This is a genomic window from Thalassotalea sp. Y01, assembly GCF_012932945.1.
Taxonomy (GTDB): Bacteria; Pseudomonadota; Gammaproteobacteria; order Enterobacterales; family Alteromonadaceae; genus Thalassotalea_A.
Genome location: NZ_JABBXG010000011.1, coordinates 1 through 22,286 on the forward strand (window position 1 = coordinate 1; position 22,286 = coordinate 22,286).

18 protein-coding genes are annotated in these 22,286 nt (G+C 41.3%); 12 read left to right on the top strand and 6 right to left on the bottom strand.

The window, feature by feature from the left end; genetic code table 11:
• The first annotated feature begins 531 nt into the window (after window positions 1-531).
• Entirely contained in the window at window positions 532-1,359 is an 828-nt protein-coding gene (locus HII16_RS14345) for a hypothetical protein (protein WP_169131157.1), read from the top strand.
• Window positions 1,360-1,570: 211 nt separating this feature from the next.
• Here the strand turns inward: HII16_RS14345 and HII16_RS14350 are convergent, their stop codons facing one another.
• On the bottom strand, window positions 1,571-2,056 hold the full coding sequence (locus HII16_RS14350) for a VOC family protein (RefSeq protein ID WP_169131159.1): 486 nt from the start codon (window positions 2,054-2,056) through the stop codon (window positions 1,571-1,573).
• A 292-nt stretch (window positions 2,057-2,348) separates the two neighbouring features.
• Window positions 2,349-7,553 carry a S8 family serine peptidase gene (locus HII16_RS17090; RefSeq protein ID WP_282434751.1) on the bottom strand — a complete coding sequence of 1,735 codons (5,205 nt, stop codon included), beginning with the start codon at window positions 7,551-7,553 and terminating at the stop codon, window positions 2,349-2,351.
• Between the two features lie 278 nt (window positions 7,554-7,831).
• Between HII16_RS17090 and HII16_RS14360 the strand changes: the two genes are divergently transcribed.
• The 6 genes from HII16_RS14360 to HII16_RS14385 all read left to right on the top strand — a co-directional run bounded on the left by HII16_RS14360 (window position 7,832) and on the right by HII16_RS14385 (window position 12,538).
• On the top strand, window positions 7,832-8,686 hold the full coding sequence (locus HII16_RS14360; RefSeq protein WP_169131161.1) for a MipA/OmpV family protein: 855 nt from the start codon (window positions 7,832-7,834) through the stop codon (window positions 8,684-8,686).
• A gap of 9 nt (window positions 8,687-8,695) precedes the next feature.
• Complete coding sequence (locus tag HII16_RS14365; RefSeq protein WP_169131163.1) at window positions 8,696-9,076, top strand: DUF3019 domain-containing protein; 381 nt, start codon at window positions 8,696-8,698, stop codon at window positions 9,074-9,076.
• The gene (locus HII16_RS14370) at window positions 9,076-9,771 is read left to right on the top strand and encodes a response regulator transcription factor (RefSeq protein WP_169131165.1); all 696 of its coding nucleotides are present in this window, start codon (window positions 9,076-9,078) and stop codon (window positions 9,769-9,771) included. Before HII16_RS14365 ends, HII16_RS14370 begins: the two co-directional genes overlap by 1 nt.
• A gap of 2 nt (window positions 9,772-9,773) precedes the next feature.
• Window positions 9,774-11,000 (top strand): ATP-binding protein, encoded by a 1,227-nt coding sequence (locus tag HII16_RS14375; protein WP_169131167.1) that lies wholly within the window; start codon window positions 9,774-9,776, stop codon window positions 10,998-11,000.
• Window positions 11,001-11,144: 144 nt separating this feature from the next.
• The gene (gene ylqF, locus HII16_RS14380; RefSeq protein ID WP_169131169.1) at window positions 11,145-12,092 is read left to right on the top strand and encodes a ribosome biogenesis GTPase YlqF; all 948 of its coding nucleotides are present in this window, start codon (window positions 11,145-11,147) and stop codon (window positions 12,090-12,092) included.
• Window positions 12,093-12,106: 14 nt separating this feature from the next.
• Window positions 12,107-12,538, top strand: a complete 432-nt coding sequence (locus HII16_RS14385; RefSeq protein WP_169131171.1) for an HIT family protein — start codon at window positions 12,107-12,109, stop codon at window positions 12,536-12,538.
• Here the strand turns inward: HII16_RS14385 and HII16_RS14390 are convergent.
• Together HII16_RS14390 and HII16_RS14395 are read right to left on the bottom strand one after the other, a co-directional pair.
• Window positions 12,519-13,454: a 2-dehydropantoate 2-reductase gene (locus tag HII16_RS14390; protein ID WP_169131173.1), complete on the bottom strand. Its 936-nt coding sequence runs from the start codon at window positions 13,452-13,454 to the stop codon at window positions 12,519-12,521. The genes HII16_RS14385 and HII16_RS14390 overlap by 20 nt on opposite strands.
• Entirely contained in the window at window positions 13,451-13,804 is a 354-nt protein-coding gene (locus tag HII16_RS14395; RefSeq protein WP_169131175.1) for a VanZ family protein, read from the bottom strand. The genes HII16_RS14390 and HII16_RS14395 overlap by 4 nt, the downstream gene beginning before the upstream one ends.
• Window positions 13,805-13,944: 140 nt before the next feature.
• On the opposite strand from HII16_RS14395, the gene HII16_RS14400 reads away from it, so the two are divergent.
• Window positions 13,945-14,427, top strand: a complete 483-nt coding sequence (locus tag HII16_RS14400; RefSeq protein WP_135439563.1) for a YajQ family cyclic di-GMP-binding protein — start codon at window positions 13,945-13,947, stop codon at window positions 14,425-14,427.
• A gap of 66 nt (window positions 14,428-14,493) precedes the next feature.
• Window positions 14,494-16,065: a tetratricopeptide repeat-containing sulfotransferase family protein gene (locus tag HII16_RS14405; RefSeq protein WP_169131177.1), complete on the top strand. Its 1,572-nt coding sequence runs from the start codon at window positions 14,494-14,496 to the stop codon at window positions 16,063-16,065.
• An 84-nt stretch (window positions 16,066-16,149) separates the two neighbouring features.
• Here HII16_RS14405 and HII16_RS14410 read toward each other — a convergent pair whose 3' ends face one another.
• A complete protein-coding gene (locus HII16_RS14410) occupies window positions 16,150-17,292 on the bottom strand; it encodes an aspartyl/asparaginyl beta-hydroxylase domain-containing protein (protein ID WP_169131179.1) in 1,143 nt (380 codons plus the stop codon).
• 10 nt (window positions 17,293-17,302) lie between these two features.
• The gene (locus tag HII16_RS14415; RefSeq protein ID WP_248289640.1) at window positions 17,303-18,340 is read right to left on the bottom strand and encodes a sulfotransferase; all 1,038 of its coding nucleotides are present in this window, start codon (window positions 18,338-18,340) and stop codon (window positions 17,303-17,305) included.
• A 152-nt stretch (window positions 18,341-18,492) separates the two neighbouring features.
• On the opposite strand from HII16_RS14415, the gene HII16_RS14420 reads away from it, so the two are divergent.
• From HII16_RS14420 to HII16_RS14430, 3 genes are all read left to right on the top strand, one after another.
• Window positions 18,493-19,839, top strand: coding sequence for a sodium-dependent transporter (locus HII16_RS14420; RefSeq protein WP_169131181.1), 1,347 nt, complete (start codon window positions 18,493-18,495; stop codon window positions 19,837-19,839).
• Between the two features lie 168 nt (window positions 19,840-20,007).
• Window positions 20,008-21,114 carry a 4-phosphoerythronate dehydrogenase gene (locus HII16_RS14425; RefSeq protein ID WP_169131183.1) on the top strand — a complete coding sequence of 369 codons (1,107 nt, stop codon included), beginning with the start codon at window positions 20,008-20,010 and terminating at the stop codon, window positions 21,112-21,114.
• Between the two features lie 43 nt (window positions 21,115-21,157).
• Window positions 21,158-22,174, top strand: coding sequence for an aspartate-semialdehyde dehydrogenase (locus tag HII16_RS14430; protein ID WP_169131185.1), 1,017 nt, complete (start codon window positions 21,158-21,160; stop codon window positions 22,172-22,174).
• Window positions 22,175-22,286 lie beyond the last annotated feature (112 nt).

The window sequence follows — 22,286 nt, forward strand, 5'->3', positions numbered from 1 at the left end:
GAAACGAAGTAGCGCCGATGGTAGTGTGGGAGTTCCCATGTGAGAGTAGGTCATCGCCAGGCTCCTATTTAGAAAAGCCCGCTCATTTGAGCGGGTTTTTTTCGTTTCTGTAATCCAAAAATATAATAGAAAGTATTCACCGTCATCCCGGAATCAGCTTTGCTGATATCCGGGACCTTCCAAATAAAAAGTGTGCCTATAACGGAGCCTCCTCGAAACTGCATGAGGTCCCGGCTTCCGCCGGGATGACGCACACGGAAGAATAAATGCCGATAGGTTCAGGAATATAACAATTTGAAAGCCGTATTAATGAACGCTTTCTTTCGGTGAAGTTTAACTGTTTCTAGTTTATTAGCACCGTCATTGCGGCAAAAGCCGCAACCTCCATTAGTTCGAAGAAGCTTAAAGAAAGTCCCCCTAATCCTTTAAAATACTTCTATTCAGCTCATGAAAAGGTTAATGTCTCTTAAGAGCGAACAACGGACGTTTAGGATGTTGTAAAATATCAATAATAAAGAAAAAGGAATTTCAATGAAGAAATTATATAGCTTATGTTTAATTGCTGCTTTAGTAGGTTGTGACGGCGATAGCAAGTCTGAGATACTGTCTCATAATTACGTAGATGAAGCGGCAGAAAAATGCATTACATCCCTTTATGAAGAAGGGGAAGTAGAAAACTTTGAAGACATCACCTCTTTTTATTGTATTGGAAATATACTGTCTACCGAAGATTTTTCAATGCTTACCAATTTAAAGGAGCTGGCTTTAAGCCCTGAGAATGACTCACCTTATGAGTTTTACTTTGATGGTTCCTCAATGCCTCAAATAGAATATTTATCTTTCCTTTACCATGATTTAAAAAGCCTTGATTTATCGAGTAACGACTCTTTAAAGGAGTTAAGCTTGCACGGAGTAACTGGCTTGATTGAATTAGTTACTGATAACAATAGTTCTTTGAAAAGCTTAAATATTTTCCAATCCTCTATTTCTAAAATAGATTTGAGTCAAAATGTTAATTTATCCACTTTTGAGGCTGAGTATCATAATTTAGACAAGGTTAACTTAAGCAATCACGCTGAATTAGATACGGTTACAGTTAGTCATGGTGCATTAGAAGAGTTAATTATAGACGCCCCTAATTTAAAGCGATTAAGACTTGATTCAAACAAGCTTGAAACTGTTGATACAAGCCTATCTCCATTGCTTGAATATCTGGTCTTAACAAGCAATAAAATTAATACTGTTAATGTAGATGCGAATCAAAACCTGAGAACTTTATCATTAGAAGATAATCCTCTTTTAGACGAAACAATTGCTTATTTAAACTCAATTGAATGGATTAGTAATTTAACTTATTAACCCTAAAGTTTATCGAATTGATCCCGTTAGTGCCGTTTAAGCGATTGGTCTGCAAATGGCACTAAGCGGTAATTAAAATATTCTCTGAATTTTTTCAAAGTAAAAAGCCCAATAGTTAATAACTATTGGGCTTTCATTGTATTTGCTGCTTTGCAGTATCAACCTAGATCATCGAAGTGTCAGTTTGTCCCTTTGTCTAAAGCTAATTCGATTACTCGTAATCAGACGCGTAAGTTTCTTCGTATGTGTGTGAGTAAAGTTCAAAAAGGTTTCCAAACGGGTCTTCTAGGTAAACCATTTTTGCTGGTTTTGAATCGTCATCTGGATGATAACGGTGAATATCCATGCGAACTTTACCACCGAACTCTTCTGTTTTTGCCATTACGCCTTCAAAGTCATCTGTTTGTAGACAGAAGTGGAAGATACCTAAGCGAGAGAAATCAACTTCGTGACGCTCTTGACGTTCTTTCATTTCAAAAAGCTCAACACCAATGCCGTCTGTTGTTACTAAGTGAGCGATGTTAAAACCTTTGAAGCCTTCACCAAATACAGCTATACACATTCTGCCGATAGCAGTTTCGCGCTCTTCAATTACCGGGGTGTTGTTCATCACAATTTTAAGGCCCAAAACTTTCGTATAAAACTCAACAGCCTTGTCCATGTCACCAACCATGATACCTACGTGATTCATCTTCATAATGTGCTCCAAATAAATTTCGTTTCAATATTTCTTTAAAGGTTCAAGCTCGTTGCTTGATTCAATGAGGTCATTATAGAGATGGGTGTGAATTAATAGAAATTATCATTTATTATAAAAATGATTATGTTTTGTTGTGTTGCTGGGTTTCTCTAATGGCAAATATCATATTTAATATTCTTTTTCTATTTCTGAAAATGGTAAGAACCGCTTCTTTACAATAAATAGCCAGAGTAAAAAAAAAGCCACCCTACAAAGTAGAGTGGCTATTACTTTATCTAGTAAATACTAATTAGGCTTTAAACATCTTGTTGCGTTTAACGCGAATTAGCATTAACAGCATCAATGACATAATACCTAGTGAACCACCAGAGCTGTTGTCATCGTCCTCTTGTTCCGTTTCAGGTTGTTTCTGAGCAGGCTCTTCACCATCAGAGATAACCGTTAACATGAAGGTCGCTGAAGCACTATCACTTGGGTTTTCGATGTCGCTAACCATTAGCTCAACCATTGATTCGCCATAGTAATTCTCGGTAGGAGTGACGTGCACCATAGCGCCAGACTCGGTCATTTCGACTTCGTAACTGGCAATGGCTTCACCCATAACAGATACCATGTTGGCAGAGTCATGTTCATCAATGAAAGTCGCTTCAATAGTGAAAGCCTGGTTCTCATCAATTTCCATATCATCTAACTCAATTAAGGTGATGTTGCTAGCAACGTTAACTACATGATTCATCTCGATGTCTGCCATACCTTCTACCTGTGAGGTAGCGTTGAACTCAAGGGTACGACCCGAGAAGTGATGCGGAATATCAACCGTAGTAGATACCACAAACTGCGATGACTCAGGGCCAACATAGTTGTAACAAACAACCAGGTCATCAGATAGCTTCTCTTGCAGATCGTCTAAACCAAATTGTTCGCCTTTATGGCCGTATAGTGGACCGAAAGATGTTTGTGGACCAACGAAACCTTGTACACCAATTGAACCGCGACCATCTGTTGTGCCCCAGTCAATGTTGTCATAGGCCATGATGATCTCGAACTCACCTTTACCATGACGTACGTCTTTGTGGATTAAGGTTTGGAAGTCAACGCTATTATCGCGCTTATCCCAATAGGTCATGCCAGTCATCCAGTCATAACTTGAGTAAGCATAATCTGCAGCGTTATCCCATTCAACGATTGCCCAACCGCTATTTAGGTAAGCAAGAGAGATACCTGATTCCCAACCTAACTCAGTATTGAATGAGTCACTATTCAAACCCCAGTTTCTAGCACGCCATAACGGCGCAATGATTTGGTTAGGGAATGAGTTAAACGGTAGTGGGTAGTAGAACTCGAAGAACATTGGCATGGTATCAAATGCTAGCGTACCGTTACCTCGGATTACCGTTACTTTTTCATTCCATGCTTCGGTATTACCGTATAAAGAGTAGGTATCGGTCATACCACCGAACAATACGGAAGTAGGGATAACATTACCCATTCCATTCCAGCCGGCATTGGTTTGCTCACCATACTCATTAAAGCCACCAAATACTGGTGGAACACCCCAATGAGATAAATCAACATAACCACCCGGATTTGGGTTGTCATTGATGGTTGGTGTCATACACATAGCGTCGGTTGCATTGGTGGTAATTTCGTATGCAACTTCCTGGTTTTCAGTATTAGGTTGAGTACCGGTAATGATCACCTGTGAACCCTCAACCATAATGCTTTCTACCGCTTCACTTGAAGAAACGAAGTCTTCACTCGTTAATTCCACACCTTCTGGCAGTTGCGCAGTAATGGTGAACATGCGATCGCTACCAGATTTGTTAGCCAAGACGCTAAAGTTTAGGTCTAACATATCACCAGATTTAGCGCGATCTTGAGACATATTCATAGTCACGTCATTGTCACCACGCATTACTCTAAAGCCGACTTCGTCTATATTCCCTGGGTTTACATCTGAGGTACCTAGGTCAAAAACGGTATAGTAAATATCGCCTTTTTCCATTTCCATATCCCAGTTAACGTCAATGTCGATAGGGTCTTTACCGTTGCTAGAAGGTGCTTCTAATGACATGTTGGTAGCAATTTCACCAGTAACGACTGCAGTCGATATTTTAAATTCTTCTACGGCAGACTTAACCTCTACGTCAGCCCATGGATCGGCTGCTTGATTGTGGAAAATTGCCCAGTACGTACCTGGTTCTGGATCATTGATGGCACAGAAGTTATCCGATGCCCAGTGAGTAGATACACAGATGGTTTCTGTGGTTGGGTCCACTTCACCGTCCATGTTGTAGTCTTTACCAACATAAACACGGATGTGACCTTCATTGAAGGTGTTTTTGTAATCCGAAGCATAAGTACCAAAGGATTCTGCAACAAGACGCTTAGCACCTTCTGGTACTACCATCATCTTCACATAAGTGGCTTCATCAATGCGCATATCACGATTAGACGTGTCGGTGTTGTTCAACGCCCAAGGCATCAATGAATCATCGTCCTTAGGTAGGGCGATAATTTCAACATCACCTTTTACTGGTGCATAAATACGTGTGTTTATGGCGTCAGATTTAGGCACATAGATATCCGTTAACTTGTAACTTCCGTTATCGCGGTGAGCAACCGTGGCAACGTTAGCTGGCAAATCACCACCATCATATTTAAATGCTACTGGCATTCTTGCTACTGGCGTATCCTCATCGTCACTGGTTAACGTCAATGCCGAGTGCAATTCAACCTCAGAACCGCCCCAAGCACTTTGCGACTCAGTGATAGAAGCCTTAATAACTAGGGTTTGGGTCTCACCTTTTTTCAGAGTGAAAGAGCTCGGTGTCACATTAATATCAACACCATTTTCTTCAGTCTGTCGGTTCATGTCCATGTGCCAACTCTTGACCGCTTCGTGGTCTACGGTCCAGGTGCCGTCTTTGGTTGCTTTAACGGTTCTTACCCAAGTACAGTTTGGTGCACAGGTGAAGTCGACCATATTTGGCAAGTTAAGTTTGTGAGGGGTACCACCGTTGTATGGATTCGCTAACATAAAGTTGTCAGTGCTTTCATCCATAACCAGGCCAGCTTTGACGGCATTGGCAACATTGATACGACCTGCACCAGCACGATAGATCTCTGCATGACCCGTTGGTTCACTTTCACGGTTTAAACGTTTGTATTTAACAACGTTATCCGCGGTCATAGATAATGCAGACTGTACTTCAGCGGCAGACCACTCAGGATGAGCTTGGCGCAATAGTGCCATTGAACCTGCGACATGAGGGGAGGCCATAGAGGTGCCACTAATAGCTACATAGTCAGAACCATACGGAGCTGCAACAAATGGCTGCTCATCGGAATAAGCTGCGTATATATCCACGCCAGGTGCTGCCATCATTGGTGCCAAGATCTCAATATTTGAGAATGAAGGACCACGCGAAGAAAACGGCGCTAACCAATCGGCACGTTGTTCATCGAACTTTTGCTCGATCATGGTTTGCTTGATGGTAATTTGATGACCCATTTCACCTGAGTATAACCAGTCTGCTAGACCGTCCGTATTGTCCGGGTGGCCGTACCAAATGGTTTTCCCTTCCCATTGCTCATAAGTAAAATGAGCTGATGGTAATTCGTAGGAAACCGCTGGTGTGCCTTGAGAACGGTCGGCATTAAACATGATGAAACCGTCTGCACCACCGGCTTTAACGTTGGCAACTTTAGCTACACGGGCTACCGCATTCGGATCGGTAGGGTAGTTACGCTGACAAACTACGATAACGTTGGTGTCACCTTCAGCTGCACCCTGAATCGGTGTGCCATCATGGAAGAAGTCAAAAGTACCTGCCGGGAATTCGTTGGCACAATATCCGGCCCAATCTTTGTAGCCAACATTGCTGACATAATCTTTGGCCCAAACAACCACACCGGTCAATTCGGTTTCATTGATGGAACCCGCAATTACTGGGTGATCGATACCTGGAGGTGTCGAAGAACCTAGGGCAGGATCAATAAAACCAGCGTAATCGATTGGCGTTTCAACAGCAATTTCACGAGAATGTGTGGTTGCTGCAACCTGTGCCAACCAAGGGGATGAGTTATCTAACGCACCTAAACATTCATCGCCACATGCCTGACCACCGTTACCGGCTGCTGCGGCAACACTGATACCTGCATCACGTGCCGACAAAAATGCCAGCTGCACTGGGTCAGACCAAACGTCACTATCAGCACCGCCAATAGAGAAGTTAATAACATCGACGCCATCGGCAATAGCATCTTCAATACCTGCAACTAAGGCTTCACCTGGACAGCCACCTAAACCGACTTCGTTATTTGGAAAACAAACCTGATAGGCAACAACGTTTGCATGCGGCGCGACACCAGAAATGGTTGGGAATAAATCTTCCTTAATAACCGTACCATCTGATTTACCATCGGCATCACCCGGTGCCGGTAAAACGTAATCCACATCAACTAAAACATTACCGGCCGCTGTAGCTGCGGTATGTGAGCCATGACCTTGGTAATCTTCACCGGTTTCGGCGATATCACGGTAGTCGTATATCGGTGAACCAGTCCATGGATCGATTATTGGGTTACCCGTTTCATCCAGTACCGGAATGCCCATATTCTTGTACTCACCTGTGATAACCTCGTAAGAGCGAACACCAATCAGTTTGTCGTTACAAGAGATTGCTTCCGCCAGTTCAGGGTCAGCACAATTACCAACATAATTGCCCGGGCCCCAAGGGTTTGTATGGTCATAACCGTCACCACCAATATCGGCAAATGATGGATGATCAGAGTTAATACCGGTATCAATTATGGCGACAATTTGGCCTTCACCCTTGTATTCCATGTTGCCCATGGTGGCTTCACCAGTCCAAATTTTATCTGCAGAAATTGTTTTTGGGCCTTGATCGGTTAACAAGTCATAGTTTTTAGCACGTACAACATTGGCAACGTTACTCAAACGTGAAATTTGCTTGGCTTGTTGTTGGCTGACTTTTACCGAGAAGCCATTAATGGCTTTGGTAAATTGAGAGCGTACATCAATGTGACCTAATAAAGCCGATGCATTTTTGATCACTTCATTTTGCTTAGCTTTTAGGGCATTTTCATAGGTTAGTACTTCTGCTAAAGCAGGTTGGCCATGGGCAAATAGTTTTTGCTGACCGGATGCTTTCATGGCGCGAGCGATATTTGAGTTTTTATTTTGCGCTGCGACTGTCACCGGTTGTTGTATAAGGCGAACAATATAAACATGCTCACCCGCTATACCTTCTTCTTCGTTGAATTTATTTAACTGGCTAAATACCTGAACATTGAGACCATCATTTTGTAACATCGTATTTTGATTAGATGCTTTCTTGGTGTATTGGCTGATCTGCTGTGAATCAATATCCACCGCATGAACTGTCGCCCCTGAATTGGATGCTGCAGTTGCAGTTCCAAGACCGTAAGCGGCATAAAAAACAGCCATAGCTACTTTGTTTTTAATCATCTTTTTCTCTCTGAGATTAAGCAATTTAAATTATGTTTTTTAAACATTTGTAATGGTTATGTTGCATTTGCATTAACAAAAGCAATTACTGATGTTTTCACAATTAAAAAGCTGAAGTTGTACGAATTTGTACAAAAAGCTATGCCGCTGTAGGTCAATAAAAACAAGGATTTTGGCTGTGTTTAGATATTTTTATTTAGAGGTAGACAATCAATGCCGAACATTATAGTCTGGCCAATTATTATGCTAATAAAATGAAAAAAAATTTTTAATTATCTATGAAAAAAGTAGTGTTATTTTTAATAACTGTAGTCACTTTTGTATATTCATTAAACGTGTCGGCAACAGCCGATTCAGAGTATTCTAATGACGAACGGATTCTACCTGCAGAGCAATGGTTTTTCGGGGGATCGTTAGGTTATGGAAAAATAGAAAATTATATACAAACAAGAGATGATATTTCCCTCATCGCTATACCTGATATTCGCTATTTGGGTAAAAACCTTAGCATCGAAAATCTTAATGTTTCGTACAGCTTGCATGAATCACAGCGTCATGTGTTCAACGTTATAGGTCGTCAAAATTTACTTGGCCTTATGTTTCCGGGGTCACACCGAGATTTTTCTGCACAGTTTAGTAGCAATTCGTCGTCACACTTTATCCTACCAATTGACGAAGTTGCCCGGCCTGAAGTTGAGATAGAGCATCGGTCGCTCTCTTATATGGGGGGAGTTGAATATAACTATTATGGTTTTGTTGACGCAATGTTATCTGCCAGTCAGGACATTAGTAACGTACATCATGGCTTTGTACTCAAAGCCGCCCTGTATCAAGCGGCCAAATTTGATGAATTTGCTATTCAATTGGAGCTAGGAGCTAGTTATTTTAGCGCAGATGTAAATCAGTATTATTTTGCTGTGGAGTATGACGAAGGCTTTGAACACTTTAACTACAGCCCTGACGCAGCCCTGAACCTGCATGTTAAAATCGACGCTATGTATCCGATCAATCAACACATGTATTTGGTTAGTAGCTACAAACTGGAAAAGCTGGACTCTGAAATATACAACAGTCCAATCGTAACCGAAGAATATACTCAGACATACTTTCTAGGTATGAAGTTTGTTTATTAGGTTGCCGATATGAATAGATTGATATTTATTTTGATAGTGACTGTGATTAGCTTGGAAAGCCATGCTGGAGAGTCGGAAAGGTATTTTAATATCACGCCTAAGCATTGCATTGTTGATGAAGGCGAGGCTTGTGAGCAAACTTTTATCTTCAGTTGGCACCTATCTACGGCAAAAAATATGTGCATATTTATGGTGTTGGAGGATGTTGAACACAAAATTTATTGCAACCAATTAGCAAAGAAATCGTCAGTTGAGTTGGCACTGCAGTTGGAGCATGACACATTATTTAGATTGGTCAGTGACCAAGATGAGATGCAACAAAAGGTATTAGTGCAGGTTGTCGGTGTTGATGTTCGTAAGGTGCGTAGACATGTTTGGAGTGTCTTCTAATGAGTCATCAAGATGAACACATTCTATTAATTGAAGATGATATTCAGCTGGCCAAATCCATAGCTCAATATTTAACAATGAAAGGGTTTACGGTCACTCATTTTGATCGCGGCGATAATTTAAAATGTTTGATCTCCAGCGGCAATGTTTCACTTATTTTGTGTGACGTGATGTTGCCAGGTACAAGTGGTTTCGAGATAGCAGAAACAATCCGTCATGAATTTGATGGTCCTTACCTTTTTCTTACGGCATTAACCGATGTTGAAAGTGAACTTAAAGGCTTTGCTTTAGGTGCTGATGATTACATCCGTAAACCTGTAATACCTGATTTACTGTATGCCAGAATCAATGCAAGTTTGCGACTGAATAAACTTAAACCCAAAGATAATTCCGTTAGCATCGGTCAATTGCAGCTGCACAAAAAAAATCGTCTTGTTACATATCAGGGTGAACCATTTAAGTTATCTCGTTACGAGTTTGAATTGTTATGGCTACTGGTTAACAAACCAGGACAAACCGTCAGTCGTGAATATTTGTTTGTAAATACTGTAGGTCGTGAATACGACGGTTTTGATCGAACCGTCGATGGTCGGGTAAGTCGTTTACGCAAAAAATTGCAACGCATTTCTGATAATAACTTACTCATTAAATCTATGTGGGGACGAGGCTATCTGCTTTCGATCGAAGGGAGTTAACGATGCTTAAGAACTTCATTCGTTACTACTGCATACTATTGGCAAGTTTTTTTAGTTTTATATTTATTGCCGATTACCTGTATCAGAATGAAAGCTACAATAACGCCAACTCCATGTCGACTTTAGCATTTCAGATGGTTGACGAATATTGTCAAAACTATTCATGCCAGTCTGAGCAGACATTACCATTTGAAAGTTTGTCTATTATGCCTGTTGCGGACATTGCCATGTCTGAATCGAGCAGCGCTAGATTGAATCGTGGTGACATCCTCACTGTTATTCACAATGATGAGACGGCATACTATTATAAGCAAATTAATGAACAAACCCTGTTGCGAATAGGCCCGTTTGCAGCAGATCAAAATAACGGATTCCATTGGTATACTATTGTATTTTACGGAATTTTTGTCATTTTGGTTTTTGTTGGTTTATATCCTTTGTTCAGTGACATGTACTGCTTAAAAAACGCCAGCGTAGAGTTTGCTCATAGTCGTGACCTCAATTCTCTACAATTATCTCGGTCAAAATACTTTCAACCGGTTAATGAAGCGTTTTATTGGATGACCAAAAAAATAGCCATATTAATCGCGCTACAAAAAGATATTTCCGATACCTTGGCCCATGAATTCAATACCATACTTTCTCGTTTGAACTTTAACGTTGCTGTACTAGATAGAGATAATATCGATGAATTTAAACAAAAATTGGCTAATGATGTCGAAGAGTTGTCGCTTTTAGTCGAAGAGCATCTAAATTTTTCCAAACAGGAGCATCAGTCACAGACCATTGCCTTAGCGTCCGGCTATATATCGCCTATAGTGCAGGATTATATCGAGCAAGTTGAACACTTTTCTGGTAAAGAAATTTCTTATCAAAATGATGCTGATATAAGTATCGATTTAAATGAACGATATATTTCCAGAGCCATTAAAAACCTCATTGATAATGCCATTAAGTATTCTAAGCAGAGTGTTAGAGTTCATCAGTATACGACAGATACCCACCTTGTTGTGCAAATCGATGATGATGGCACAGGAGTCGAAAGTTCTGATATCGAGACACTGTTTTTGCCGTTTGTTCGCTCTGAAAAGAACAAACATCAACCCGGTTACGGGTTAGGTTTGGCAATAACCCAAAAAATTGTCTTTATGCATAAAGGTCAGATAGACATTGAGCGCAGTAAAGTGAGCAGTGGTGCCTGCTTTAAGCTATTACTTCCACTTAATTAACCTCTAACCAATAATTTGAATAAAACGTTAACTCAGCGACAAGCCTGCAAAAGTAATTTTCTCCGTAAAATAAAGCGTTTAAATAATGTATATACGCAAGCAAGTTGCTAGAATATTGTTAACTTACCTTGTTTATAAATCTATATGGCAATCAATTGGTTCCCTGGGCATATGCATAAAGCCCAGAAAGAAATTAAAGAGATAATTCATTTAATCGATGTGGTTATTGAAGTGTGTGATGCACGTCTGCCTTTTAGCAGCGAAAACCCAATGATCACCGAAATACGCGGTGATAAACCGCTGATAAAAATCCTCAACAAAAGTGACTTGGCAGATGATCGTCTAACCAAAGTGTGGATTGATTACTATCAGTCGCAACATAACGTTAAAGCAATCGCCTTGACCACTGAAGACCCTAGTGGTGCAAAAAATATCGCCGCATTAATTAAAAAATTAGTACCCAATAAAGATGAAGAAGGCAAACAAATAAATGCCATGATCATGGGCATTCCTAATGTTGGTAAATCGACGTTGATCAATACCTTGGTCGGTAAAACCAAGGCTAAAGTTGGTAACGAACCGGCGGTGACTAAGGCGCAACAGCGTATCCGTTTAGAAGAAGGGGTATATCTGTACGATACCCCTGGCATGTTATGGCCTCGCATAGCAAATGAAAACAGTGGTTATCGATTGGCGGTAAGCGGCGGGGTGAAAGATACCGCTTTTGATCATGAAGAGATCGCCTGTTTTGCGGCTGAGTATCTATTAGAAGCGTACCCTGAGCGACTTAAAGAACGTTATAAGATTGACGAATTACCGCAGCAAGAAGTGGAATTTTTAGAAGAATTAGGTCGTAAACGTGGTTGTGTTAGAGCCGGTGGACACGTTGATTTTCATAAAGCATCAGAAATTCTGGTCAATGAAATCAGAGATAAAACGCTAGGTAAAATTACCCTTGAAACACCTGATATAGTTGAACGAGAAAACATTCATTTTGCTGAGCTTTATGAGAAAAAGCTTGCCGAACGTGAAGCGAAAAAAACAGCCCGCGGCCGAGGTCGCAAAAATAAACCCAAAAAGAAGAAACGCTAAAAAGGAAGATCCTCATGACAGTACAATTTCAGTTACATTCGGACTTGCAGCGAGATGGTATCGAACTGTTTAATTTTCCTCTTTGTAAATTACTTCTATGCAATGATAATCACTACCCATGGTTTATCATGGTGCCTATGCGAGAAGAGGTGAAAGACCTTTATGAGCTAAATTGGCAAGACCAACAACAATTTATGAATGAATCTAGCGCCTTAAGTGAGGTGCTAATGCAAGTATTCGAAGGTGAAAAAATGAATGTAGCGGCATTAGGTAATGTTACCCCGCAACTGCATATTCATCATATCGTACGCTACAGTGATGATCCGGCTTGGCCGGCTCCTATTTGGGGAAAGCATCCATTACAAGCATACAGCGACGAACAGTTACAATCGCTTAAAGATAAGTTGCTACCTGCATTATCAGCGATCACTGCGGATAATGACTAGTCGCAACTACCTCTCGATATAATTGCTCATTGATTGGGGTGGCAATATTGTTTTGCTGCCCTAAGGTCTTTATGTAACCATTTATATAATCAATTTCAGTAGCTCGTCCATTGCTCACGTCTTCACGCATTGACGAGCTGTTGTTAGCTGTTTTGCTTATAACATCGTTCACAACCTTCATTAAGCTATCAATATTAAAAGTCACATTCTGACTGGCGGCAACCACAACAACTTCTTCTAGGCAGGCTTTAATTTTGGGCTGATATTTGTCACTTGCCAACTCACCATTAGTGACGTCACTAATCGCCGTTAAAGGGTTGATAGCACAATTGATAGCAAGCTTGAGCCATTGCTGTGTAATGATGTTATCACTGAACTCAAAACATGGAAGTGCGTTTTTTAATAGCTGCTTAATATCATTGGCTTGGTTTGTATGTAATTGCCCTTGAACTAAGCCGAGATGATTATTGCCAACACCTGTATGTTGGATAACATTATCAGCCAAACGTTTGGCTGCCATTGTGGTTAGTAGGGTAAGAATCGGTTGCGGCAGTTTTAGTGTGCTATTGATAGCATCAATTGTACCCATACCATTATGACACAACACTATCGCACATTTAGGGTTTAACACCTTACTAAGTGGCGTCAAAGCAGCAAGCACGTCATAGGATTTAACACAACAGATCAGTAACTCACATTGAGCGAGAAATTGCTCATCTGCTTGGCCAACCGAAAATGTCTTTTGTTGGTTATCAAGTTGCTTAACGGTAAGGGTGACATTGTTATTTGCGCGCTGTCGCGTGAGCAGTCGAATATTTAACGGTTGTTCTGAGCTTGTATTCTGGCTTTGAGTTTTTAGTAGATAGGTTATCAGTAAGCCGATGGCACCATTACCTAAAATTGCGATCTTGTTCATGGTGATTTTTTATATTTAGCGCTGATGGTAGCAAACAGGTAATACGTTGAGCAGCCTAATGCGTTAGCAACAAAATCATCAAACTGGCCACTGCGAAATCCTAAATACCACTGACATATCTCGGTAAAACCGGAATAAAAAATGACACTTAGTACTAAAACCCCGCGAGGTATGGTTATCAGTCTATCCAATAACCAGCTCAATAATAAAAAGCCAATAAAGTGCCCTGTTTTATCGAGCAGCTGGTTCTTATTGAGCCAGAAAGAAATATCATCGACATTAACCACCACCACAGCAAAAATTAAGACTATGGCGTAAATAAGCCGATTGGTGAATATATGTGACAGCATGTAGGGCAAAATAAACCTCAATTATTTGACGATAGTAACATGACTTATATTGAAAAAAGAATTATTTCGTTTGCTATATAGCGTAAAGGCTATGGCTTTGATAATCTTACAAGCAATTTTATTAATCATGAGAATGAACCATGCCATCATTTGATATTGTTTCAGAAGTCGAACTGGAAGAAGTGCGCAATGCCACTGAAAATGCGACTCGTGAACTAAGCACTCGTTTTGATTTTCGTAATGTTGAAGCATCATTTGAATATAAAAACCCGAACGTAAAAGTGAAAGCTGAATTCGATTTTCAAGTACAACAAATGCTAGATATGTTGCGAGCGCAGCTGTCGAAACGCAAAATTGACGCTAAGGCAATGACGTTAGGCAGTATGGATCACACAGGAAAAACCTATAGCCAGAATGTTTCTTTTAAAGTAGGCATTGAGCAAGCGGTTGCTAAGAAGCTGGTTAAGATTATTAAAGACTCAAAAATTAAAGTCCAAGCCTCTATTCAAGGCGATAAATTGCGTGTACAAGGCAAGAAGCGAGACGATCTACAAGCGGTCATGGCGTTGGTTCGTGACACAGAGTTAGAGCAATCGTTTCAGTTTAATAACTTTAAAGATTAATCACTTACTTAACACAATATAAAAGCTTATACCTCGGTGTAAGCTTTTGTTTTTTGAGAACACAAAATGCAAGAAGTCGTGCAACAACATCTGCAACAAGCTAAGCAATGCCTACAGCAAGGGCAGTCTTCATCGGCGGCAATGTATGCCAGAAAAGTACTGCGTAAACAAAAGGATAACCTTGAAGCGTTAAAGGTGATGTTAGCTGTCGCGGTGCAACAGCAAGATGCCATGTTAATGCAGCAATATGCCGACTCGGTGTTATCAATCGACAGCAAAGACGAGCAGGGCTTGATGGTTAACATTGAGCATGCCGCTAAACTTGAGCAGCACTTTACTGTTATCGAGCTAAGCAAAACATTAATACAGCAAGGCATTGAATCGAGTGATGTGGTTTACACACTCGCCTTGGCGCAATTGGCCGCAGGGCAAATAGCTGAGGCTAAGCAGAGTTTACAATCGCTGTTGGCAAGTAACACCAATAACCCATTTGTTTATTTAAATATGGGCCATGTGTATAAAGCGATGGGGAATTCAAGCCAAGCTGCTCAGTATTATTTCCAGTTTATTGACCGAACCGAAACAGCGAAGGGCAACGGCTACTGGAGCTTAGCCGACTTAAAAGATTATCGCTTTGATGGCCAGGTACAAAACACCCTGCAACAATTGATTGCAGATGACAGCATAGATGCCGGCAATAGGGCGCTAATATTATTTGCGTTAGCTCGCAGCTTTGAACAGCAGGCTGACTTCGAACAAGCATTTAAATATATGTCATCGGCTAACGCTATCATCCACAAATATCGACCTTTTCGAGCGGACGCATACGCTGGTCTAATAAAAGATCTTATTTCTACCGCTAAAGTAAATAACGCCTATAAAACGACTGCTGACGAACCTAGACCTATATTTATTGTTGGTATGCCGCGCTCTGGTACGACTTTGGTCGAGCAAATCTTAGCAGCCCATTCAAAGGTTACCACAACCGATGAATTACCTTATATCGAACGAATTGCGATGCAAATTCAAAAGCATGGTTATGGTAATGGCATTAATAACCTAACAGCAGCGCAAATTGCTCACTACCGAGCCATATACTTGCAACAAGCCAGTCAATATTTCGCGGCAGATGTTGAGGTCTTTATCGATAAAAACCCCAATAACTTTATTCACATTGGCTTGATCAAAACCTTATTTCCTGAAGCTAAAGTAATTAATATGGTGCGTAATCCAGTGGACAACGCATTCAGTGTCTATAAGCAGTATTTTGCTAATGGCCATGACTATTCCTATAACTTGAATGCAATAAGTTTTTATTGGCAAGGGTACCTAAGTTTGATGTTTCAATGGAGTAATCTCTATGGGGCGGCGCTAGTCAATCAAGGTTATGAGAACTTGGTTGCAGAACCCGAAGCGCAAATCAGAAAGTTACTGGCTTATTGTGAACTTAATTTTGAGCCAAGTTGTTTAACGTTTTATCAATCTAAAAAAGCGGTATTAACGCCAAGTGTCAGTCAGGTTAAACAGCCTATTAATAATCGTTCAATTGGCTCAGGAAAACAGTATTTAGCTTATATTGATGGACAGCAAACTTGGTCATTATTAGAGCAAAAAGCCAACGAACTGATCCGTTATTAATGTCGTTTAAGTGACATTAGTAACATAAAAAAACCGCCAATAAGGCGGTTTTTTGTTTAAGGTGGTTTTAAATTCGCTGGCTGTTTATAAAGCGCCACAGCATTGTTTGTATTTTTTCCCTGAGCCACAAGGGCAAGGGCTATTGCGACTCATCGGTGCCGCCGGCTTATCGTCGAAAGAGCTAGCGTTTTCAATTGGCGCTCTAGCGGTTGCTGTTTTTGCTGGCGTTACTGATTTTGTTGCAGGTGTTATGGTCGCACTGTTGTTATTGAAGTATTTTGCGATTTCAACATTAAGTGCAGGGTCAATAATACAGTGGATTAACATTTGCAATGCGCTGCCATCGTTACTCAAGCGCAATCGATTATCGTAGTTTCGTGCTAATTGGAAGGTTTTATCTCGTAACTGATGATAGCTATCCCAACCGGCTTCAGTGCTGCCAAACTGACCCCAAAGATGACGCCAGTTTTGTGCAAACTTATCGAGAATGGCGAAAAAACCTTGTTGGCTCGCCGCTTCATTGTCCGCACTTCTCACTTCGTGTTTTAATTCCGAAATCATAAAATCCAATTCGCCTGGTGACATAACCACCGGCAGATTATGCAATTCGGTTGCGATAGCAACTTGCTTGTCAGCGACAAAATCAAGGTGCTTGGTGGTGAGGCTGCTAGCTCGTAAATCTGGAATTTCTGATTTGCTCACCATGTCCCAAAAATCAGCTGAACCGTGGGTGTCGATAACCAGATGGATGCGACGTAAATGACTGTCATTGAGGACTTTATGGTGCTTCCAAGAATCGAATATCCAACATTCACCGGCTTTCATATTGACTTGTTTGTCGTTGCAATGAAACATAACGGTATCTGTGGTGACGATAGGGATATGAATACGCACACGTTTATACCAATGATAATTGATATCAGTGTGCAACGGCACTTCACAGCCAGGTTCTAAGGCCATTAATCTTGAACGGCCAAACACTTCATTAAAAGATGCCAATACTTGACGAATATAAGGCAGCTTTTGCAGTGCATCCGTTTCTTTTATTGGTCCTTTGAAGTCATTGTTCACCTCACCATTTACGCTAAGTAATGGTACCGCAATGTTGCCTTTAAAACCTTCATGGTGTGCTTTCCAGTAACTTTCATCGAGCATCAACACTTCTTGCTGAAGGCGTTCAACATCAAAGGTAAGCGGTAATTTATAAAATTCGTGGTCTAGTTTCATTGCCTAACTCTTAATTAAGTTTGCCGTGACAGTTCTTATAACGCTGCCCTGAACCGCAAGGACAGGGCGAATTGCGAGATACCGACTTTACGGTTGTATTCGCATTATCAGCCGTCACAGAAGGTAAACTCTGGGCTTTTTGCGTCGCTGTTATAAGTGCTTCGTCAATATTATTTGCTAAGATGGGCTGGCCATGACCCTGTAAAACGGTGTTAATTCGTTGCAGTGTATCTTCACCTTCCGCTATGACATTGGCCAAGACAGCGGCTTTTTTATGCCATTTATTTTTGTCTGGTGCGCTAAGGGTGTACTGCGATAACGGTAAGCCTTGTTGCAAGCTTTCGGTCATTACTTTATCTGCTGCTAGACCGGTAAAATTCAAGATAGAATTTACCGTTGTTGCTGGGTTGTCGAGTAACTCTTGATAGTTAACCATCATCCACCGGCTAGGGTCTATTTTTTCTAACTCGTCAAGGATATGGTTATTGGCACTTTGCCATTGAAAACTCGCGATTTGCTCTAATCGTTTACCTTGCATCGATTGCCAGTTAGGTGGCAATAATAACGACCATTTGCCGTTAAAACCCGGTAAGTTGGGATAGGTTCTGAATTTTTGACTGATCCAGGCATCAATTATCGAGGCGATGTTTGCTCGTGGATCTCTGACTAAATAAACAAATAGCGCATCAGGGAAAATTTTATTTAGAAAGCCAACGCGTAAGGCATTTTTTGGCGTTTTCTCCAAAAAACGTACACTGTCTTGTTTGCTGTTATTAATCGCTCGGCCGTGTCGGTCAATTAATCTATCGCTAAAGCGTTGCTTAAGTAATGCAGCGTTTTCAGCATCAACATCATCTGCCGTTAGTGCGTTTGATTCAAAGCCGCGATAGACGGTACTGAATTTAGCAATGTGCTCAATAACGGCATGGCTTTCATCCCCAATGGTGCAAATGTCTTTGCCATTCTTAAGGGTTTCAAAAAGTAATGTACTGCCGGAGCGAGGTGCCGATAAAATAATAATCGGTCGGTCAAAATGCATACTGCCCATTTGTGTGCCGATTTATACTGTTAACCTATTGTAATCGCCCCAGTGTAAAGTATCTGAGATAGGTATTTCAAGGTAATTATCCGATTGCCAAGTATTGATTGTTTGGTTAAGGTAAGCGCTGTATTTTAATTATTATAAGAAAATAAAAAGTTATGGCTTCATCTCGCGGTGAGTTCAGCTCACGATTAGGATTTATTCTTGCAGCCGCAGGCTCTGCGGTTGGTTTGGGAAATATTTGGGGATTTCCAACACAAACCGCCACTAACGGTGGTGCAGCCTTTGTTCTGGTCTATTTGATTCTGGCGTTCTGCCTCGCTTATCCAGCGTTTATGGCAGAGCTGGTCATTGGTCGTTATGGTCAGGCTAATGCGGTGACATCGATGCAGAAAATGTCCCGTCATATGTGGCAGAAACGTTTCGCCTTTATCGTTGGTTTTGGTGGTGTTATCTGTGCCGGTCTTATTCTTAGCTTTTACGGCATCATTGCTGGTTGGATGATGTCTTATGCTGTTGAACCTGCCGCCAATCTGTTGGGTATGCAATCTGTTTCTGACTGGGTGATTACTCAAGGTCATGTGCGCAATATTTTATTTGCTGCAGTATTCATGTTCCTAACCATCTTTATTATTCGTAAAGGTGTAGAGCAGGGCATTGAAAAGTGGTCGAAACGATTAATGCCAGCGCTGATTGGCTTACTTATCTTATTGATTCTCTATGTAATCACCCTAGACGGCGCAACAGACGGTCTACGTGCTTACCTGCAACCGGATATGAGCCGCGTATTTGAACCTGACTTATTAATCAGTGCACTAGGGCAAGCATTCTTCTCATTGTCTTTGGGTACCAGTGTTATGGTTATCTACGGCTCTTATATTTCCAAGAAAGAAAACCTAGTAAAATTGGGCGCACAAGTCACCTTAATTGATGTGACTATCGCTTTTATGGCGGGCTTATTAATTATTCCGGCAATGTACGTCGCCCAGCATCAAGGTGTGCAAATCTTTGCTGCTGATGGCTCGTTGATTTCAGGTCCTAGCATGGTGTTTGCGGTATTGCCGAGCTTATTTGAAGGCATGGGGGCAATTGGTTTATTCGTCGGTTTTGCCTTTTTCGTATTAATGAGTATCGCTGCCTTAACGTCGTCAATATCGATGCTGGAAGGACCGGTGTCTTATGCCGTTGAACGTCATAACCTAGAGCGCAAGAAAGCGACCACGTTAATCGGCCTGATCATCTTCGCCATGAGTGTGGTTATTATTTTCAACCTTGATTTTATGTTGGATTTGGTGGCAATGATCGCAACCGAATATGGCCAACCTATTATTGCTATGTTGTGTTGTGTATTTGTTGGTTGGATATGGAATCGAAACGACATGCTTGCCGAAATCAAGCAAGGTAATCCTGAGGTTGAATCGTCATTGTTTTGGAAAGTTTGGCCGTGGTACACAAAGTTTGTCTGTCCAGCGGCAATCTTAATGGTATTTATCCATTCTCTATAACATCGTATATCGACAACATAAATCGATATGACAATGGAGCACGATTTTTGTGCTCTTCAGGTCAAAATAACAAAGCCGGTATGATACCGGCTTTTTTTATGGTTTTTATCCTGCTCTAGCTCAATTATAATGGCGCCATAAAATGCTGTTAGTTATCTTGAGGCCAAGGTGCACATTTACTACGACGAAAACATTCCATACGCCGCACAATTTTTTGCTGAATTTGGTGAGCTGCACTCGTTTGCTGGTCGCGACGTTACGGCTGAGCAACTGCAAGATGCCGATGTGCTGTTGGTAAGATCCATCACTCAGGTCAATGAACAATTACTTTGTCTAAATAACACCCTTAAATTTGTTGGCACTGCAACCATAGGTTTTGACCATATCGACCAAGCTTATTTGGCTTCGCGTAATATCCCCTTTACCAATGCGCCGGGCTGTAATGCTATATCGGTTGCCGAATACGTGCTCAGCGCCATGATGGTGATGAGCGAAAGGCAAGATTTCGATTTATCTGACAAACGCGTCGGTATCCTTGGTGCGGGTAATACCGGCTCCGCTGTTGCCAATAAATTGGATGCGTTAGGCGTATCCTATGTATTGCATGATCCAATTGCCGAAGAGCAGGGCGATCAACGCAGTTTTGTCAGCTTAGATGAGATATGTAAGTGTGACATCATTACCTTGCATGTACCAAAAACTGTGCAAGGCCCATACCCGACTATGCACTTGTTTGATGCTAAGCGATTAGCTCGACTAGGCGAATCGCAAATCCTTATCAATGCCTGTCGTGGTGAGGTTATCGATAACCATGCGCTGTTGACTTTAAAGCAACAAGGCAAGGGGCCTCATTTGATTTTGGATGTATGGGAAAATGAACCTAATCCATTGCTGCCTTTAATAGAGTTTACCGAATTGGCTACCGCTCATATCGCCGGTTATAGCTTAGAAGGAAAAGCACGTGGCACAGAAATGTTGTATCAGGCATTATCAAGATTAGTTAATAGCGAAGCGCGCAAAACCTTGTCGGATTTTTTGCCCGAACATGCGTTTACGGCGCCAGACAAAGTCGATTCAAGCAATATACTGCGAGACACCATATTTCGAGTATATGATGTGCGTCGTGATGATAAAATTTTTCGTCAACAACTGACTTTAACAACTTTTGACTATTTACGTAAAAATTACCCTGTTAGAAGGGAATTTAGTGCGCTAGAATTAACCGCCGAACTGCACGATAGTTCAGAAATATATCGAAAATTGGGGTTTAAATAACACCAAACCAATAACTAACGAGATGGATTAACAGAGAAAAACGATGGCACAGAAATTTGATGTTGTAGTATTAGGGGCGACCGGCCTAGTTGGTAAGCACATGATGGAGATTCTTGAAGAACGAAAATTTCCAGTCAATAAGCTGTTTCCTCTTGCTAGTGCTCGTAGTGCGGGCGAATTGGTTGAATTTAACGGTGAGAGCATTGAAGTACTTGATGCTGACACTTTCGATTTTAGCCAAGCGCAAATCGCGTTCTTTTCAGCTGGTGGTGCCATTTCAGCAAAATTTGCCCCTATAGCGGCTGATGCAGGCTGTGTGGTAATTGATAATACCTCTGAGTTTCGTTATGAACCAGACATTCCGTTGGTGGTGCCAGAAGTAAACCCTGAAGCATTGGCTGAATATCGTAATCGTAACATCATTGCCAACCCGAACTGTTCAACCATTCAGATGATGGTGGCGCTAAAACCAATTTATGATGCTGTCGGTATTGATCGTATCAATGTCAGTACCTATCAGTCAGTATCTGGCGCAGGTAAAGAAGCGATAGAAGAGTTGGCTAAGCAATGTGCTGATTTATTGTCAGGTAAGCCGGTAAAAGTCGAAAACTTCAGTCGTCAAATCGCCTTTAACTCGATCCCACAAATCGACAAGTTTATGGACAATGGCTATACCAAAGAAGAAATGAAAATGGTCTGGGAGACGAAAAAAATTCTTGGTGACGAGAATGTGCTAGTTAACCCAACAGCGGTTCGTGTGCCGGCATTTTATGGTCATGGTGAAGCGATTCATATCGAAACTCGTCAGCAAACTTCTGCCGAAGAAGTGAAAGAAATCCTCGCCAACGCACCTGGTGTGGTTGTTGCACACAATGACGAAGATTTTCCGACACAAGTAAGTGATGCAAGTGGTAAAGACGATACATTTGTCGGTCGTATCCGTGAAGATATCTCTCATCCTAACGGCATTAATATGTGGGTTGTTGCCGATAACGTGCGTAAAGGCGCTGCGACCAACAGTGTACAGATCGCTGAAGTTTTAATCCGCGACTACCTATAACCACAACCCTCCTTTCAATCCAAACAGGGCGAAATTATCTGTAGTAACTCGCCCTGTTCTGGTTTATAGTATCCAATCAGATAACGTCTTCATAACATCTATGAAACCGTAT